Genomic DNA, 17,628 nt, shown 5'->3' on the forward strand with positions numbered 1-17,628 from the left:
CTACACAACAAACTGAACAGCGCGTCCTCAAATGTTGTGCTCATCTGCAAAATACCTGCGTGTCATTCTCCAGCTTACTTTGCCCAAAGATGCCGCCGGGCGACCCTCCCCTTGACTTCCCGCGCTGAGCCGCGTATCCCCATGGGCCATGAAATCCGCACACCTCTGCTTTCTGTGGCACATGCATCAGCCGTATTACACCGATCCGGTCACGCGAACCGTCGGTATGCCGTGGGTCCGCCTCCATGCCAGTAAAGCTTATTTTGACATGGCCTTTTTACTGGAGCGCTTTCCCGACATCCGCTCGACGTTCAATTTCACCCCCTCTCTTCTCCTGCAACTAAATGAAGTGGTTTCCGGATCGGTGGCCGATCTCTTTTTAGAATATGCCGCGCGACCCGCGACGGACCTGGCGCCCGGCGAACGCGCCTTCCTCCTGCGCCACTTTTTTGCCGCCAATTGGGCTAACATGGTTCGCCCGTTTCCTCGTTATCATGAACTGCTCGTGAAACGTGGCATCGACGGCGACCGCCTCGACTGGGACCGTGTCGCGAAGGAGTTCACGACGCAGGACTGGCTGGACTTACAGGTTTGGCACAATTTGGCGTGGTTTGGATACGGAGCAGTGGCTCGCTACCCGCGCCTGGCAGCGCTACGGCAGAAAGACCGCGGCTTTACCGAAGAAAACAAACATGAGGTCTTGGCTATTCAACGCCAGGTGGTGACCGACATCATTCCCATGTATCGAGCGCTGGCAGACAAGGGGCAGGTCGAGCTGACGACGACGCCGTTTTACCATCCCATCCTCCCGCTGGTAATCGACACCGACATCGGCCGCCGGCCGCGTCCGGACTCTGCGCTGCCCTCCCGCTTGCAAGCGACCGCGGACGCCGAGGCGCAGCTCCAGCGGGCAGTGGCATACCACACAGCACAATTCGGCCACGCGCCACGGGGCCTCTGGCCATCTGAAGGCTCAGTCTGTCCCGAGATGGTTCCCCTCGTCCGGCTGGCAGGATTTGATTGGATGGCGACCGATGAAGGGGTGCTCGCTCGCTCGCTCAGCCACTGGAGTCGGCAGTCTGATCTCTTCAGACCGTACCGGGTGGGGTCACCCGACCAAGATATCGCCATGGTGTTCCGCGACCGGGACATCTCCGATGCCTTTGGATTCGTCTATTCCAAATGGACGGCGGAGTCGGCCGTCGAGGATGTGTTGCGCCGCTTGGCATCCAACGTAGAACACGCGACAAGCGATCAGGCCCTCATCTCTATCATTCTCGATGGAGAGAACCCGTGGGAACATTACTACGACGGTGGCGAGCGGTTCCTCAGCGATCTGTACAGACGTCTCTCCACGGGTGCCCTTGATGCGCCCGATCGCCGTGTTTCGACGAGGACGATCAGCCAAGCACTTGATCACTCTCCTGCCTCGGCGCGAGTGCCCCATCTCCACTCCGGCTCGTGGATCAATTCGGACTTCAAAATCTGGATCGGCCACGCAGAAGACAATCGTGCATGGGACATGGTTCGGGAGACCCGCGCACGATTGGTCGAGATGGAGCCGACGTTGACGACGGAACAGGCGAGGGGTGCATGGGAAGCGCTCTATGCGGCTGAAGGCAGTGATTGGTTCTGGTGGTACGGCGACGATTTTCATACCGAATATAAACTGGAATTCGACCGGCTGTTCCGCACGCATTTGCGTAATGTGTTTCTTCGGGCCGGTACCGCCGCTCCCGAGTTCTTGAACCATTCCGTCCTCGACACCGGTACGCTATCGAGCGTTCAATCGATCCACCTGCCGGTTCGCCTGATTTCGCCGAAGATCGACGGGAGGATCACGGACTTTTTCGAATGGCGCGGCGCCGGTCTCATCGATCCGTCGCCCCCCCACGGGGCTATGTGGAAGGCCAGTGAACGCTTCTCGCACCTTGCGTTCGGCTATAGCATGAATGAGCTCTTCGTACGTCTCGATGTGTCGCCATTACCACAGGATAAGCACACGACGACCGAGCTGCACATTCAGACGACACACTCGCATTATAAAGCCTCGTTTCCCCTCTCCACCGGGGTGGATCATTTCATCTTGTGGTCGTCGGTAATGCAGGCGTTCCAGGAAGTGGGCCGATACACGACCATTGCCGCTCGCCAAATCATCGAACTGGGGGTTCCATTTAAAGATCTTGCGCTCCAGGCGGGGCAGGACTTCAGCTTGACTCTCGTTCTCACTGAAGGTGGACTTGAGATCGAGCGGTATCCCAGGCATCATGCCGTTGCCTTGACCGTCCCCGACCGCAATTTCGAAGCGAGAATGTGGAGAGTGTAGCGCGATGATCTATCGCGTAATGTTCAAGGGAACATGAAGAGTTTTGCCTGTTTCATTCTACATTGTACATTCGGGGCGGCCCCGTATGCCTGAACTGCGTCGTGATCCGATTGTCGGGCGGTGGGTGATTATTTCGACGGAGCGGGCCGGTCGTCCACGTGATTTTTTTGAAGATACGCATGCGCGCCTACCGACGACCGATCTGTGCCCGTTTTGTCCGGGACAGGAACATCTGACGCCTCACGAAGTCCTGGCGTATCGGCCGCAGCAGGGCCCGGCCAATTCGTCCGGCTGGACTGTGCGGGTCGTACCGAATAAATTCCCGGCCCTCCAAATCGAAGGCGAGATGGGCCGAGAAGGCATGGGCCTGTACGATCGCATGAACGGCATCGGGGCCCACGAAGTCATTATCGAAACACCGGACCACAAGGCAGCACTCGCGGATGTCGCCCCCAAACATATTGAAGATATCCTGTGGTCCTATCGCGACCGGATGGTAGATTTGAAGCGGGATCTTCGCCTTCGATTTATCCTCGTCTTCAAAAATCACGGCGCCGCCGCGGGCGCGACATTGGAGCATACCCATTCCCAGTTAATCGCGTTGCCGGTCGTGCCTACCAGTGTGGCGGCTGAGATTGAAGGCTGTCGTTCGCACTTTGAACAGAAAGAACGATGCATCTATTGCGACATCGTTCGACAGGAACTGACCGAACGCACACGTATTGTGGCTGACAATCCGGAATTTATTGTTGTGACGCCATTTGCTCCTCGCTTTCCATTTGAGATGTGGATTTTGCCCAAGCGCCATGCCGCCTATTTTGAAGAGAGCCAAAAAACACAATTTGAATTGCTGGCCCGCATTCTGTCCGAATCCCTCCGCCGCATGGACCGCGTACTCTCGAATCCCGCCTACAATTTCATCCTCCATACGTCTCCGCTTCATGAGAAAACGGGGGACTTCTATCACTGGCATATCGAGTTGATCCCAAAGCTGACGCAAGTGGCCGGCTTCGAATGGGGCACAGGATTTTATATCAATCCCGTGCCCCCTGAAGAATCCGCCAAATTTCTGCGCGACGCGGATATTTGATCATCCCCGTCACCATTGATTACTCACCGTAGGTAACCGTGCACCGATCGCCAGAGGCGACCGTGAGCCGCACATGCGTGACATCAAGACGTTCGTATTCAATGGGCTTGCGGGTATGGTTTTTATCGCCCTCATCCACACCCCGGGCTTTGCCGAAGAGACAAGCCTAATCCGGATTGGCCCCAGACTCGGCCTCAGCGGCCAAACATTTTTAGGCAAAGAGCAAAAGTATAATTTTCGGCTGTACGATGTTGCTGCAGTATTCAGACTGCCATGGGCTTGGCCACTCGGCGAAACCCCCTGGAAGATTGAGACGTGGCTGATTACGAGTGCAGGCGCCATTTCTGGAGCGGGAGAAACCGGTCTGATGGCAACGATTATTCCGACTCTCGCCTTGACGAGCAGGAACGGAACGTTCGCGTTGGATGGAGGGGCGGGGCCCGGCTTCTTCAGTAACTACAAGTTCGGCAATCAAGACTTCGGCGGCCCGGTACAAATTGTGGCGACCGTCGGAGTCAGCGCCAACATATTTCCGCATGGATATGCCGGCTTCCGTCTCCAGCACTTCTCTGATGCCACGCTTTACGGCCAGTCCAGCCTCGGCGTCGACATGTATCTGATTGAGATCGGGTATAGATTTTAAGGCCGCGAAGTGAAGTCATTGCAGCATGCGCCTTTTCACCACTGAGTACATAGCAGCGGATTCAACGCGTTCCATTTGCAATCCCACTCACAAGGGCCTTATCATCGAACACCATGACCGTACACCTAAGCCATCCGGAACGCGACGTCGAAATTAAAGGCCCAAAGCGGGTGAAAGAACTGCTGCGTGATCTGAATCTGGTCCTCGAAGCGCATTTGGTCATCCGCGGCGACGATCTCGTCACCGAAGACGAAATGTTGAAAGATACAGATCAAGTGGAAATCCGACCGGTGATTTCAGGCGGGTAGCCAGACCAACTTACTTATTGGATGCTCAAAATGGGCACCCAACAAGGCGCAAGGCCCCGACCCCACCGCAGGCGTAGCCTTGGGCTACGTTGAGGATAGGGACAAGCCAAGAACGCAGTTGGGGTCATTCAGCATCCTGATGATATGAATTGTACGAAGTGTAAAACCAAAGCAGTCATCGGTCTTCCCCGGCACAACGCCGCGTTCTGCAAGCTCTGCTTTAACGGGTTCGTACACGAACAGGTGGCGCGAGCCGTGAAGTCGGAGCGGATGTTTGGACCAGCAGATCGCATTCTGGTCGCCGTGTCCGGGGGCAAAGACAGTCTCACCCTTTGGTCCATTCTTCTTACGCTCGGCTATCGTGCCGATGCGCTCTATGTGGACCTTGGCATTCCGGGTTACTCGGGAAAATCGCATGAGAAAGTGCAGCGCTTCGCCGAGAAACTCGGGCAGTCACATGAGACGAAACTGATGGTGCACACCGTGCAAGAACAAGCCGGCGCAGGGATCCGTGAGTTGGCCATGCTGATTCATCGACCGACCTGTTCGACGTGCGGAACGATCAAGCGATATCAATTCAACCGAGCTGCGGTCGAACAGGATTACGATGTCATGGCCACAGGTCACAATCTCGATGACGAGGCGGCCCGTCTGCTTGGAAACGTTCTACACTGGCAAACGGAATATCTCGACAAGCAGGGCCCGAGTTTACCGGCCTCAGTAGAAGGGTTCGCAAAAAAAGTAAAGCCCCTCTATCGGCTCAGTGAGCGGGAAATTGCAGCCTACGCGGTGCTGAACCGGATAGACTACGTCGTTGAAGAATGTCCGATGGCCAAAGGCTCCAAGATGTTGCTCTATAAGGAAGTGCTCAACCGTTTGGAAACGGAGTCTCCCGGCACCAAACAACGCTTCTATTGCGGCTTCCTGGAGCGAGAGACCTCGGCGCCACCCCGGACAGGCACGATGCAAGAACACGATCAGGCCGCCCTCCATCCTTGCTCCGCCTGCGGACAACCCACCAGCGCCGAGGTCTGCTCCTATTGCAAGATGATGGCGCGCGCCAAGGCGAAGGTAAGTTCCTCTTAGGGTCGTCATTTCTCGTGGCACTCGTGGACTCCGCTTCACCCACTGCGCGAGCACCTTTCTTCTGTTTAACCCCGACCCTCCTCATCGGACCCCATCATGAGCTGAATAGCCCGAGGTGTGCTAGGCTTGTCCACAGAGTTGCAAACCGGCCGCAGAGCCCGTAAGCTTTACGTAGCACGTCGCGAGGGAGCGCTCTAAATGGCGACCACTGAACAAGATTATTATGCCGTCTTGGGAGTACCCCGTACGGCGACCCCCGAAGACATCAAGAAGGCCTTTCGTCGCCTTGCCCGCCAATACCACCCCGACTTGCATGGCGGCTCCAAAAAAGCCGAAATGGAAAAGAAGTTTAAGGAGCTGAACGAGGCCCACGAAATTCTGAGCGATCCGGAGAAGCGGAAAAAGTACGATCGCTATGGGCATCGCTGGCAGGAAGCGGAAGCCTATGAGAAGGCCCGTGAACAGGCTGGCGCGGGCGCAGGAGGGGGTTCCGGATTTCATTGGAGGCAGGAATCTGCGCAGGACGAAGGCCAGGACTACGGCGATTTCTTCGAAAACCTCTTCCGACGAGGAGGTGGACGCACGCAAGGCGGAAGGACTAGCCCCTTTGAAGGGTTTGCGATTCAAGGCGAGGATCTTGAGACCACCGTGAGGCTGACCCTCCGGGAAGTCCTGACCGGGGTAAGCCGACGCGTCCAACTGTCGGAGCCGGTCCCATGCCCGACGTGTGGCGGGACAGGCCGACAACGAGGGAAACTCTGTCCGACTTGTGGTGGAACCGGCACCAGAACTGAAGTTCGCACCATCGATGTCAAGATTCCTCCCGGCGTTCAGGATGGCACTCGCGTCCGCGTCGCAGGAAAAGGCGCACCCGGCCATAACGGCGGAAAGCCGGGAGATCTCTATTTGCTCGTGCAAATCGAGCCTCATCCCGTGTTTCAACGCCAGGGTGCAGATTTCCTTGTTCAGTTACCAGTCTACCCCTGGGAGGCCGTTTTAGGAGCAGAGGTACTGGCTCCTACGCTGACAGACCCAGTGCGCGTCAAGGTCCCGCCCGGCAGCCGCGCGGGAGCAAAGCTTCGCCTGAAAGGTAAGGGTTTGCCAAAACCGGCGGGTGGCCATGGCGATCTCTTCTTCACGCTTCAGATCGTCCTACCCCCGTCTCTAACGGAAGAAGAACGCAAGCTGTATGAAGAGTTAGTGCGGATTCCGCATCCTGACCCTCGAGTGGAAGTGCTGCGGACTGCCGGCCGGGTCTAGTGCCTCGGCAAGCCCTGTGAGGACCGTGACCCGTGACCTTATTTGAATACGCGCTGTTTTCCTTCGGCTCGCTGTTCATCATTGTCGATCCCATCGCCGCCGTGCCGGCGTTTCTTGCCATGACGGCGCGCGAGGCCGTAGCGGACCGACTGAGAACCGCGCGAACGGCTTGCGCAGTAGCCGTTGGGATCCTGGCTGGTTTCGGTCTGGCCGGAGCGTCGCTGTTTGAGATTTTGGGCATTACCATGCCGGCCTTTCAAATTGCGGCCGCGCTGGTTCTGCTTCTGGTCGCCCTCGATATGTTGCGGGCGCAACGATCCCCAGTTCAGGAAACGGCCGAAGAGACGGCAGAAGGCCTGATCAAAGAGGACGTGGCAATCACGCCGCTGGCAATGCCTATGCTGGCAGGCCCGGGAGCCTTATCGACGATGATTCTGCTCGATCGACAAGCGCAGAACCTCTCACAACGTCTCGTCTTGTACGGCTGCTTGGCGGCGGTGGGTGTCGCAAGCTATCTCACGTTTGCCATCGCCGGAAGAGGCGCACATTGGCTGAGTCCGATAGCGATCAAAATCATTACACGCCTCATGGGGCTGTTGTTGGCCGCCGTCGCGATTCAATTCATCTTCAATGCGATCAAAGGGGAAGGAGGACTCTTCGCCCGCTGATCGGAGTGGTGCATCGCGCACCCGTACGTCCCGTACATCGTTCACAATTTCATAACAAGGAGGACTGAATGAGAACACGATTCGGAATGGGAGCAGCATTCGCCATGGGAACCGCAGCCTTTCTAACAGCCCTGAGTGTCACGCCGGTATGGGCGGACAAGGACGGCCAGCATGGCAAGGGCGGGGAATATGAAAAGGGCGAATACGGCCATGGCGGGGGCTATGGCAAGGAAGGCTATGGCGGCAGTCATGGCATGCCCGGCATGGGCATGATGATGCATGCCAGCACCGGCCATATGCTGCGCCACATGCTGAAGCATGAGAAGGATATCGGGCTGAACACGGATCAAGTGGCCAAACTCAAGCAGCTGCAGCTGGATCTGGATAAGACCCGCATCAAGAGCGAAGCCGACATTATGATTGCGCAGCGCGAAGTCAAAGCGATGGTCGATGATGAAAAATCCGATCTGGGCGCTATCGAAGCCAAGCTGAAGCAGAGTGAAGATCAAGAAGTGGCGCTTCGAATGGCTGCCATCAAGACTCGGCGAGAGGCAATGGGCTTGTTGACGCCTGAGCAACGCGAGAAGGAAAAAGCAATCCATGAGAAGATGATGCAAGAACATAAAGGAATGATGGGCGGCCATGGTGATGGCGCCAAGGCCCCGCATAAGTAAGCACGCTCAATGGAGGTGGCTATGAAACGCTTCGGACTCACAGTGACAGTCATCACAGTCTCTCTCTTAGCCCTCAGCATGCCGGCCTGGAGCGACAAAGGGAAAAAAGGGAAGGAAGAAGAAGCCAAAGTCACCGACCTGGTGAAGGACGCTAAGGTCACGATCGATCAGGCGATCAAAACCGCATCGGATAAGACGCCAGGCACGATCGTGGAAGCCGAACTCGAGAAGAAGCACGGGAAAACCGTGTGGGAAGTCGAAGTGGTCGGCGCCGACGGCAACGTCACGGAAGTCCACATCGATGCCGCGTCAGGCGATGTGATCGACACGGAAATGAAGAAGGACGAGAAAAAGAAAGAAGGGAAGAAGGGGAAGCACTAACACGCCTCAATCTTTCTGCTTATCACGGCGGGCCACCCGACCGGTGGCCCGCCGGTTGCTGAATCTATTTTCGGTCCTCCTCAGCCTCTCAATCACTTGCAGGTAATCCGGCGAAGATGGTACACAGTACGCCATCTTTCGTGCGTCGTCGCCTTCCATAGAATAGAGAGGACCGTATGCCGATCGATCCCAGACATAAGAGCCACACACTGATGGACGGTCCAGGCCGGGCGCCGGCCCGCGCCATGCTGAAAGCCGTAGGATTTACCGATGAGGATCTCTCGCGGCCACTTGTCGGCGTGGCAAATACCTGGATCGAGGTAATGCCGTGCAACTATCATCTACGCCGACTGTCGGAACGCGTGAAAGCCGGGATTCGGGCGGCCGGTGGAACCCCGATCGAATACAACACTATCGCGGTCTCAGACGGTATCTCCATGGGCACCGAAGGCATGAAGGCGTCGTTAATCAGCCGCGAAGTCATTGCAGACTCCATTGAGCTGGTGGCGCGCGGACATTTATTCGATGCAGTCGTTGCACTGTCGGGATGCGATAAGACCATTCCCGGGACCGTCATGGCGCTGGCTCGGCTCAACGTGCCCTCGCTCATGCTCTACGGGGGTTCCATTATGCCGGGACAGTTCCAGGGCCATGATGTCACAATTCAAGATGTATTCGAGGCGGTCGGCAAACATGCATCCGGCAAGATGACGAACGCCGAGTTGAAGGATCTCGAAGATCATGCTTGTCCGGGACCGGGGGCATGCGGCGGCCAATTCACGGCGAATACGATGGCGATCGCCTTCGAGTTTTTGGGGATCTCCGCGATGGGGCTTAATGGAGTCCCTGCAATGGATAGCCACAAAGACGATGTCGCGTTTCAATGTGGTCGGATGGTCATGGACCTGCTGAAGCGGGATCTGCGGCCGAAACAAATTATTACTCGCAAATCGATCGAGAATGCGATCGCAGCTGTTGCGACGACGGGAGGTTCCACCAACGCGGTCCTACACCTTCTGGCCGTTGCACGGGAAGCCGGTGTACGACTGTCCATTGACGACTTCGATAAGATCAATCGCAAGGTCCCGCTCCTGGCCGACCTCAAGCCAGGCGGCCGATTCACCGCTGCCGATCTCTTCAAGGCCGGCGGCACGACCCTCGTTGCTAAGCGACTTCTTGACGCGGGCCTGTTGCATCCTGATCAGCCAACGGTGAGCGGGCGCACCATCGGGGAAGAAGCAAACCAAGCGAAGGAGACGCCGGGACAGCGGGTATTGCGTCCGCTCTCTGATCCGATCAAGCCGACTGGCGGTCTCGTTATTTTAAAGGGAAATCTTGCTCCTGAAGGGTGTGTCGTCAAGGTGGCTGGCCACTCCATTATGACCTTCACCGGCCCAGCGAAGGTGTTTGATCGTGAAGAAGACGCCTTTGCCGCGGTGAACGCAAAGCAAATCAAGGCAGGCGACGTCGTCGTGATTCGCTACGAAGGTCCGTCCGGCGGGCCCGGCATGCGGGAAATGTTGGGCGTGACCGCAGCCATTGTCGGTGCCGGACTGGGCGACTCAGTGGCGCTGTTGACCGACGGTCGTTTCTCGGGCGCCACCCATGGCCTGATGGCCGGTCACGTCGCCCCCGAAGCGGTGAAAGGCGGCCCTATCGCGGCCGTCAAAAATGGCGACAGAATCACGTTCGACATTGCCAAACGGCGGCTGGACGTCGATCTGACACAGACTGAGATCAAGGCACGCCTCAAGAAGGTGAAGACTCCAGTCCCACGCTACATCATGGGTGTGATGGCGAAATATGCGCGGCACGTGTCATCGGCCTCGGAAGGTGCGATCACCACCTAACGCTTCACGAGTCGTTCGGCCTTTCCCGGCTCAGGGGCACATCCCCCGTTGATCCACCAAACGGTCCTGCTCTCCATAGGGGACCAACTTCCGAGGCGACCCATTCTCGGAGCATGCCGCTAGTGTGTTTCTCAATGAACTGAGTAACACCACAAACAGCTTGGAAAAACGAAGTGGGCTCTACCGGCCGGACGGTACAGCCCACTTCTTATAGTAGACCTCTCATACTTATGTTTGTTGGGCCCGCCTTCCAGGAAAGGTCGGTATTACCAGTCTCTCAAACCCGTTGTTCCGCAGAGCATCTGCTTAATAGGTTGCTCTGATCGACCTCGATAGCTTTTCAGACTCCATTTGGAGTGCCTGATGTGGTCACGACACATGGCTCGCTATAGCAGTCGACCGTAGGAGCAGAGGGTTCAACTAGAAAACCCGCCTTAGCGAGGAGAGGAACTCTTTGCCGGTGACGGGCCCTGTGAGCCAGGTGGAGTAAGGTCTGTCATCGAGACCTCCTCTCTGTTAAAGGGGTGTCAATGGTCGCGATCCATTGTCGCCCCGACCAATACAATTCACTCATACGCCACACTAGTCTTGAGTCTTACTCATGTCAATACGGCATATCGCCGTCATTGTGCAGGGAATTCATCTGACAGAAAGTCCTCCCTATAGGCTCTGGGGTACCCAAATGCGCCGCCTTCCTAAGACGAAACCTCTAGCAATCTCGCTAGACCGGATTTCCTAGCCATCAACGCACCGCTGTATCTTCTTGTAACTAAACTGGACACAAGAGTAGGATCTCATTCATCATTTGTACCGTTTGTTAGATGGTGGCAAATGCCATGGCCTTCCACCGATTCTTCAACACTTTTCGACTCGCACCTCGTATAGAAGCCATCCTCGTCTATCTGATCCTTCTCATTATCATTCCGCCGGTACCTATGACCTCAGCCTCCGCGTCCCTGAACCGTCCTGTCTGGACTGAGCAAGCAATGTTTCAGTTCGGCAGTGACTCGTTTTTTGTCGGACGGTGTTCATGCGCGAACCGTTCAGAGGAAGGGCGACAACAGGCATTTCGGCATGGCGTACAAGAGATTCTAAACTATGCACAGATTCGAGATACGTCCGGTTTGTATGTCGACACGCAAATGGTCTTTGAAGAGACCGACTCACCTGGCTGCCCACATAACACAGTGACCGTGTGGCGATTGCTTCGTGTGGAAACAGATCGACTCGCCCAGCTACTGGCAGCCAGCCGTCAGCCGCGAACCGGCGAACATGGCCAGCCCATATCCATGCCACAATATCCTGCTCTCTCCATCGGCATGTCACGTGAGCAAATCTTTGCCCGGTTCGGCCTCCCCGCATCCATTACAATGCGTCAGGGCAATGAATTTACATGGGAATATCGTCGCTTCGGACTTGCAGTTGAATTCGACCGTCACATGTTGGTGAAGAGTTGGCAAATGCCGGGAGCCAGAGCCCTGGAATTACAGCGTCGGAGCATGGCTCAGTCGTTTCCCGTGCCGAGCGATGCTGCCATTGTTGACCTGACGCCGCGACTTCGGGATTTAGAGCAGATGGGGCAGAATTCACCTCATGTCGGCAGTAGAATCTACAATCATGCGGTCATTGCCCCGCGTCCGATGCCGCGCGATGCCCAACGATCGCCGAAACCTACGGACATCGTCGCGTCCAGTTTCAACACGTCGCCACAACCTGACGAAACCCACCATCATGATCAGTCCGGGCGCACTGATGCATGGGCTCGATAAAACCTACCGCCGCACGTTTGACTGTTGGATTGTCAGCTTCTGAGATGGAGAGCGGGAAACACGGTCACAGTACGGGCACTGCCTGAACGTCTGCGTCGCCAGATCCCTGCAATCGCTCGTCGTTTTCAACAGCAGTACTATCCGCTACGCTCATCAATGAGACTTATAGAAGGCAGCGATCGTCTCGACCACACGGATGAGGTGATCATCTTTCAATTCGGCGTAGATGGGAAGGGATAGAACATCTTCGGCAGCCCGTTCTGATACGGGGAAGGATCCTTTTTGATAGCCGAGGTCCTGGTAGCAGGTCTGCAGATGCATGGGAACCGGATAGTAAATTTCGGTCCCGACTCCCTGGTCTTTCAGATACGCACGCAGTTCATCGCGCTTCTGTGCGCGCACCGTAAATTGATTAAACACATGCTCGTTGCCCGCCGCAGTAATCGGCAGTCTGACTCGATCATTCAAATTCACATCCTTGAATAGCTGTTCGTATCGTGCCGCATTTCTTCTGCGGCCTGTTGCCCATTGATCAAGATATTTCAGTTTGACCTGAAGCACGGCCGCCTGCAGTGCATCCAGCCGGCTGTTGATCCCAATCGACTCGTGCAGATAACGTACTTTGCTGCCATGCACGCGCAACATGGCCATTGCATCGTTCAGCGTGTCCTGGTTGGTGGTGATCAATCCCCCATCGCCGAACCCGCCCAAATTTTTCGACGGAAAGAAACTGAAGCATCCGGTTGCTCCCATGGCGCCCGCCATCACGCCGTGACGCTTTGCCCCAATGGCTTGACAGGCATCTTCGATCACCGCCAGTCCGTGTCGCTTTGCGACCGCAGTGATCGTCTCCATTTCGGCGCACTGCCCGAATAAGTGCACGGGGATAATGGCTTTTGTGCGAGGGGTAATAGCCGCTTCAATCCCGGCAGGATCCATATTAAACGTATCGGCACATACGTCGACGAAAATCGGCTTGGCGCCCAAGCGGGAAATAGCTCCGGTCGTGGCAAAGAAGGTGAATGGAACCGTGATAACCTCATCGCCTTGCCCGACACCGACCGCCATGAGGGAAAGAAGAAGCGCATCGCTTCCGGAGGCCACACCAACCGCATGGGTCGTACCGACATACTTGGCCAGACTTCGCTCGAGGTCCGCAACCCGCGGGCCAAGGATGAATCCTTGCTCATCGCACACCGTTTCAATGGCCGCCAGCACGTCCTTTCGAATGGTCTGATACTGGGCCTTTAGATCCAGGAGAGGAATATTCACATGTAGCTCCTGCTCAAATCATGGTAGAAATTATGACGTGTCGACAGAGCGAACATGTCACGCCAGGCGATAGTTTTAGGTATAACCAAGATCGATATTGCAAGTCGAAAGACCCGGACATGACGATGGCCATGCATGATCACAAGTGAGCTTAGAGCAGGACAATCCTTTCCCTATTGCCTTTGACATTTTTCGTCCCGTTTCTGGTATCGAATACGACCGGCGCATGGCTCGCGACCATCTCGTAATCAAAGGCAGAATGGGCTGTGAGAAGCAGCGCGCAATCACTCTGTTGCAATCGCTCCTTTGTGACCTGTACAGCCTTATACGTGTGATCTTCAAGCGCCACGCTGGGCACGAACGGGTCCGCATAGGATAGATCGGCACCTTCATGCTGAAGCAACTCCATAACTTTTAATGCCGGCGTTTCGCGAGGATCTTCCACATCCGCTTTATACGTCACCCCCAACACCAGCACCTTCGCTCCATTGAGACATTTTCCACGCTTATTCAGCACGCGCTGCAGCTTGGCGACGACATAGTACGGCATGCCTTCATTGATTTCACCGGCTAACTCGATGAACCGGGTGTGGAGGTCGTATTCCTTGGATTTCCACGCTAAGTAATAAGGATCCAGTGGGATGCAATGGCCGCCCACGCCGGGGCCCGGATAGAACGCCATGAACCCGAAGTTCTTCGTGGCCGCCGCATCGATCACTTCATAGACGTTCAATCCCATACGGTCGCAGAGAATCGCCAATTCATTTACCAGAGCAATATTGACAGACCGGAAGACATTCTCAAACACCTTTGCCATTTCGGCCACCCGCGAAGACGACAGCGGGAAGATTTTGACGATGGACTGTTCGTAGAAGGCCTGCGCGACCGTCAAGCACGCAGGGGTCACCCCTCCGACCAACTTGAAAGTATTCTGCGTTTTAAAGGAGCGGTTGCCCGGATCGACCCGTTCCGGAGAAAAGGCCATGAACAGTGTATCGCCGACCTTCAACCCACGCTTCGTCAAGATCGGCATCATCACTTCGTCGGTCGTCCCGGGATAGGTCGTACTTTCAAGGACGACCAGCATGTCAGGATGCGCATACTTCGCCAACTCGTTGGTAACTTTCAAAATGGCGCTGATGTCCGGCTCTTTATTACGGGTCAGCGGAGTCGGCACACAGATAAGGACGACGTCGCACTCGCGAAGCATGCTGAAATCGCTTGTCGCAGAGAATCGTTGCGTGCTCACCACCTGACGAAGATCGTTATCGTCAACATCGGAGATGTAGTTTTCGCTTCGGTTCACGCGTTCCACCTTTTCCGGCACCTCATCGATGCCGTACACCCGATAGCCGGTCTTCGCCTGCAACACGGCAAGAGGCAGTCCAACGTAGCCCAGGCCCACGACACCGACAATGGCCGAACGACTCCTGATTTTTTCGAGTAACGACATGCCAGGCCTCCTAGCTCATCAAATCAACTATGCCGGAAGTATGCGCCATCAGTCATCATCAGGCAAGTAAGGTCCCTATCAATACAATGCCTGAAAAGTCAATGCAAGCACGACTTCACATCAATCTGCAGGCTTCTTATTTTCACGCTTAAGGGATCGAACGGAATGGGCTATTGGAAATCCCTACGTTGAAAAATGAAGGCGGCAACCAGAAGAACGAGTGTCGCATAAGCTATCCCATAGCAGATAATCAGCATCATGTCTGTCATTCCAACATCAAGCTGATGGATCACGTGACCCTTCAAATTGAATCGTTCCAGGTTTGGCATCAGGTAATAGATGGCATTCACGATACCCCGACTCACCGAGTCTAACTTTGCGCCGAAGATCTTCAGATCGGCGGAAAGATGGCCGATGACGTAGATCGCCAAAGAGAAAATTGCGCTCAGCGTCGAACTGGTGAACGTCGAAAACAAGAGCGCTACGGCGGTGATCACGAGCAATTCCATAAAAATCAGCAGGAGCGATTTGAAAAGCACAAGCTCGATGAGGACGTCCATGATGTGCAGCACAACAAGCAGCCCGGCCACCATGATGGCTGTATTCACAAGAAGCGTAATGCAAAGGCCCAGATACTTGCCAAGCAGGAACTCGTAACGTGGGACCGGTTTGGAAATGATCGTATAGATCGTTTTCTTATCGATTTCTTTGCTCACTAGGCCGATCCCCACGAAAATAGCGATAATGACACCGAAAAGATTGATGCTCGCCAGTCCGAGGTCCAGAATCAGCCGATTCGCGTCGCCTAGGGTCAGGCGCGATAGCAAGATCGAACTACCGATCATCAACAGCGCGAATATCAACAAATTGTAGAGGAGTTTTTCCCGGAGCGTTTCCCGAAACGTGTTGAGGCTGATGGAAAGAATGCGTCTCATGATTCAGGTCGGACCCCTTGCTCGTGAACTTCCTTCATAAAGAGATCTTCCAGAGAACCCTGATGTGGAGTGACGGAAATGAGTGTGGCTTTGGAGGCCCGGATCACGTCGAGCAATCCATTGAGGTGCTCGTGTCCTTGTAAGACCAGGAGCGTCCGATCGCTCTGGCGAACACTACGTTGAAGCAGGGGATGAGCATGAGCCAGCCCTTCGGCATTCATACCTTCCACCACGACTTCGATGGAAGATGTGGAAGCCTTTCCAACCAATTCCTTGACCTGTCCCATTGCGACTATCCGCCCTTTGACAAGAATACTGACACGATCGCACAAAAGTTCCGCGTCGTGAAGAATATGGGAACTAAAGAAAATAGTTTTGCCGGCTTCCTTCAAACTCAAGATCATGTCGCGCACCTCTTTTCGACCGACCGGATCTAACCCGGACATCGGTTCGTCCAACACGACCAAATGAGGGTCATTGATGAGCGCTTGCGCGATGCCGATCCGCTGTAACATCCCCTTGGAGAACTTTCGGAGCTGCAAGGCCCTCACATGCGGTAGGCCGACAAGCTGAAGCAGATAGTCTATCCGATTCCCTAACGCGGCCCCATGCAGGCCAAACAGTTGCCCATAAAACCGTAAAAACTCCTCGCATGTCAGATAATCGTAAAAATATGGCGATTCGGGAAGGAACCCGATCTGATGTTTCACCTCCACATCACCGATTGGCCGGTCCAACACCCAAGCGTTTCCACTGGTGGGATAGATCAACCCCATCAGAATCTTCAGTGTCGTCGTCTTGCCGGCACCGTTTGGACCAAGGAATCCGAAGACTTCCCCGCGCCGCACTTCGAGGTCAAGATGCTCTAACGCGATCATGGGACGGCCCCAAAAACCGACCTTAAACGCCTTCCGTAGTCCTTCTGTTTTGAGCACCACATTTGGCGCGCTGGAACTCACCGGGTACCTCTTTATTGAGGAGGTTTGATGGCTTCTTCTGGCCGGATCACACGCAATCGTTTTGGATGCGTCGTACTCGTTATCTTTCCTGTTGTGGCGTCCAAGACGTACGCTCCCCCGAATGGCTCCTCAGGTACCTTGCCTAAATCCCCTCTACCTACAAGCTCTTGAAGGCGATCGGGAAATGCTCCGTTCCGTTCGCGATACCGGCTAACGGCACGTTCAAGGTGACGGACATCGCGCTCAATGATCAATTCTTTCATCCGCGTTTCCAGCTCCGCCTTCACGTAACTATTATCTGTCTGTGCCCACATAGCCGCCAGAAACTCTAATGCAACCTCTGGGTCTTCCGCCTCGGCATACATCCGAGTCGCGAGCCCGGGCAGATAGGCAGGGCCACCAGGGAGACGCGCGGCCTGAGCGATGTAGCCCGCGGCCCGGCCTGGATCAGCCAGATAGAAGAAGTGGTTATACCCGAGCTGGAATGGCAGCCGCCACACATTTGGATTTGCTTCGTACCCTTTCTCAAGGATTCGATTGCTCAAATCGGTTCGATGTGCGAGTTCCGTTAAGATCGTCCCACCAGCTTCATAGGCGTAGGTGTACCGAGGATCGAGTGTCGTAATGACATCCAAGGCGTGGTACATCCATTCATATTCATCGGCAGTGTTTCGTTTTTGACCGATGACCTGTACGAGCCGAAGCCAAAGGACATCAGCTGCCACGTGCCGGTATCCGAGCACGGCTGGTTTGAGATATTCGCCGCGAGGAAGACGGGCGAGGCCTTCGACTTGGATCGCCGTGCGATTGAGACGATGATCTAGCGTCTCTTGTAACGAGAAGATTAGCCGCAGGACAAGAAGAAGGATCAGACCCAACCCACTCGACCTAAGCCAACCAATCGTGTCAGAACTGATGGTACGGGATGTCGCAGAAATGAGAGGTGTGCTCATA

16 protein-coding genes are annotated in these 17,628 nt (G+C 55.3%); 11 read left to right on the forward strand and 5 right to left on the reverse strand.

Annotation, left to right across the window (positions count from 1 at the left end):
* The first annotated feature begins 148 nt into the window (after positions 1-148).
* The 11 genes from ACWHYZ_RS20405 to ACWHYZ_RS20455 all read left to right on the forward strand — a co-directional run bounded on the left by ACWHYZ_RS20405 (position 149) and on the right by ACWHYZ_RS20455 (position 12,055).
* Positions 149-2,326: a glycoside hydrolase family 57 protein gene (locus ACWHYZ_RS20405; protein ID WP_447984504.1), complete on the forward strand. Its 2,178-nt coding sequence runs from the start codon at positions 149-151 to the stop codon at positions 2,324-2,326.
* A gap of 85 nt (positions 2,327-2,411) precedes the next feature.
* Positions 2,412-3,416 (forward strand): galactose-1-phosphate uridylyltransferase, encoded by a 1,005-nt coding sequence (galT, locus tag ACWHYZ_RS20410; RefSeq protein ID WP_447984505.1) that lies wholly within the window; start codon positions 2,412-2,414, stop codon positions 3,414-3,416.
* Between the two features lie 73 nt (positions 3,417-3,489).
* Positions 3,490-4,059: an acyloxyacyl hydrolase gene (locus tag ACWHYZ_RS20415; RefSeq protein ID WP_447984506.1), complete on the forward strand. Its 570-nt coding sequence runs from the start codon at positions 3,490-3,492 to the stop codon at positions 4,057-4,059.
* A 113-nt stretch (positions 4,060-4,172) separates the two neighbouring features.
* A complete protein-coding gene (locus ACWHYZ_RS20420) occupies positions 4,173-4,367 on the forward strand; it encodes a MoaD/ThiS family protein (RefSeq protein WP_447984507.1) in 195 nt (64 codons plus the stop codon).
* 144 nt (positions 4,368-4,511) lie between these two features.
* Entirely contained in the window at positions 4,512-5,453 is a 942-nt protein-coding gene (locus tag ACWHYZ_RS20425; RefSeq protein ID WP_447984508.1) for an ATP-binding protein, read from the forward strand.
* A gap of 198 nt (positions 5,454-5,651) precedes the next feature.
* Positions 5,652-6,713: a DnaJ C-terminal domain-containing protein gene (locus tag ACWHYZ_RS20430; protein WP_447984509.1), complete on the forward strand. Its 1,062-nt coding sequence runs from the start codon at positions 5,652-5,654 to the stop codon at positions 6,711-6,713.
* A 32-nt stretch (positions 6,714-6,745) separates the two neighbouring features.
* On the forward strand, positions 6,746-7,381 hold the full coding sequence (locus ACWHYZ_RS20435) for a MarC family protein (RefSeq protein ID WP_447984510.1): 636 nt from the start codon (positions 6,746-6,748) through the stop codon (positions 7,379-7,381).
* Positions 7,382-7,449: 68 nt separating this feature from the next.
* Positions 7,450-8,055: a Spy/CpxP family protein refolding chaperone gene (locus ACWHYZ_RS20440; protein ID WP_447984511.1), complete on the forward strand. Its 606-nt coding sequence runs from the start codon at positions 7,450-7,452 to the stop codon at positions 8,053-8,055.
* Positions 8,056-8,076: 21 nt separating this feature from the next.
* Positions 8,077-8,436 (forward strand): PepSY domain-containing protein, encoded by a 360-nt coding sequence (locus ACWHYZ_RS20445; RefSeq protein ID WP_447984512.1) that lies wholly within the window; start codon positions 8,077-8,079, stop codon positions 8,434-8,436.
* Between the two features lie 176 nt (positions 8,437-8,612).
* Positions 8,613-10,286, forward strand: a complete 1,674-nt coding sequence (gene ilvD / locus ACWHYZ_RS20450) for a dihydroxy-acid dehydratase (RefSeq protein ID WP_447984513.1) — start codon at positions 8,613-8,615, stop codon at positions 10,284-10,286.
* Between the two features lie 986 nt (positions 10,287-11,272).
* The gene (locus ACWHYZ_RS20455; RefSeq protein WP_447984514.1) at positions 11,273-12,055 is read left to right on the forward strand and encodes a hypothetical protein; all 783 of its coding nucleotides are present in this window, start codon (positions 11,273-11,275) and stop codon (positions 12,053-12,055) included.
* Between the two features lie 153 nt (positions 12,056-12,208).
* Here ACWHYZ_RS20455 and ACWHYZ_RS20460 read toward each other — a convergent pair whose 3' ends face one another.
* The 5 genes from ACWHYZ_RS20460 to ACWHYZ_RS20480 all read right to left on the reverse strand — a co-directional run bounded on the left by ACWHYZ_RS20460 (position 12,209) and on the right by ACWHYZ_RS20480 (position 17,552).
* A complete protein-coding gene (locus ACWHYZ_RS20460) occupies positions 12,209-13,327 on the reverse strand; it encodes a DegT/DnrJ/EryC1/StrS family aminotransferase (protein WP_447984515.1) in 1,119 nt (372 codons plus the stop codon).
* A 151-nt stretch (positions 13,328-13,478) separates the two neighbouring features.
* Positions 13,479-14,780 (reverse strand): nucleotide sugar dehydrogenase, encoded by a 1,302-nt coding sequence (locus ACWHYZ_RS20465; protein WP_447984516.1) that lies wholly within the window; start codon positions 14,778-14,780, stop codon positions 13,479-13,481.
* A gap of 170 nt (positions 14,781-14,950) precedes the next feature.
* A complete protein-coding gene (locus ACWHYZ_RS20470; protein ID WP_447984517.1) occupies positions 14,951-15,715 on the reverse strand; it encodes an ABC transporter permease in 765 nt (254 codons plus the stop codon).
* On the reverse strand, positions 15,712-16,674 hold the full coding sequence (locus ACWHYZ_RS20475; RefSeq protein ID WP_447984518.1) for an ABC transporter ATP-binding protein: 963 nt from the start codon (positions 16,672-16,674) through the stop codon (positions 15,712-15,714). Before ACWHYZ_RS20475 ends, ACWHYZ_RS20470 begins: the two co-directional genes overlap by 4 nt.
* An 11-nt stretch (positions 16,675-16,685) precedes the next feature.
* The gene (locus ACWHYZ_RS20480; RefSeq protein WP_447984519.1) at positions 16,686-17,552 is read right to left on the reverse strand and encodes a hypothetical protein; all 867 of its coding nucleotides are present in this window, start codon (positions 17,550-17,552) and stop codon (positions 16,686-16,688) included.
* Positions 17,553-17,628 lie beyond the last annotated feature (76 nt).

Source organism: Nitrospira sp. Nam74, assembly GCF_965152615.1.

Bases quoted from the DNA above. Each gene is read 5' to 3' on its own strand.
- ACWHYZ_RS20405 (WP_447984504.1), top strand. From the start codon at position 149: ATGAAATCCGCACACCTCTGCTTTCTGTGGCACATGCATCAGCCGTAT.
- galT (WP_447984505.1), top strand. From the start codon at position 2,412: ATGCCTGAACTGCGTCGTGATCCGATTGTCGGGCGGTGGGTGATTATT.
- ACWHYZ_RS20415 (WP_447984506.1), top strand. From the start codon at position 3,490: ATGCGTGACATCAAGACGTTCGTATTCAATGGGCTTGCGGGTATGGTT.
- ACWHYZ_RS20420 (WP_447984507.1), top strand. From the start codon at position 4,173: ATGACCGTACACCTAAGCCATCCGGAACGCGACGTCGAAATTAAAGGC.
- ACWHYZ_RS20425 (WP_447984508.1), top strand. From the start codon at position 4,512: ATGAATTGTACGAAGTGTAAAACCAAAGCAGTCATCGGTCTTCCCCGG.
- ACWHYZ_RS20430 (WP_447984509.1), top strand. From the start codon at position 5,652: ATGGCGACCACTGAACAAGATTATTATGCCGTCTTGGGAGTACCCCGT.
- ACWHYZ_RS20440 (WP_447984511.1), top strand. From the start codon at position 7,450: ATGAGAACACGATTCGGAATGGGAGCAGCATTCGCCATGGGAACCGCA.
- ACWHYZ_RS20445 (WP_447984512.1), top strand. From the start codon at position 8,077: ATGAAACGCTTCGGACTCACAGTGACAGTCATCACAGTCTCTCTCTTA.
- ilvD (WP_447984513.1), top strand. From the start codon at position 8,613: ATGCCGATCGATCCCAGACATAAGAGCCACACACTGATGGACGGTCCA.
- ACWHYZ_RS20455 (WP_447984514.1), top strand. From the start codon at position 11,273: ATGTTTCAGTTCGGCAGTGACTCGTTTTTTGTCGGACGGTGTTCATGC.
- ACWHYZ_RS20465 (WP_447984516.1), bottom strand. From the start codon at position 14,780: ATGTCGTTACTCGAAAAAATCAGGAGTCGTTCGGCCATTGTCGGTGTC.
- ACWHYZ_RS20470 (WP_447984517.1), bottom strand. From the start codon at position 15,715: ATGAGACGCATTCTTTCCATCAGCCTCAACACGTTTCGGGAAACGCTC.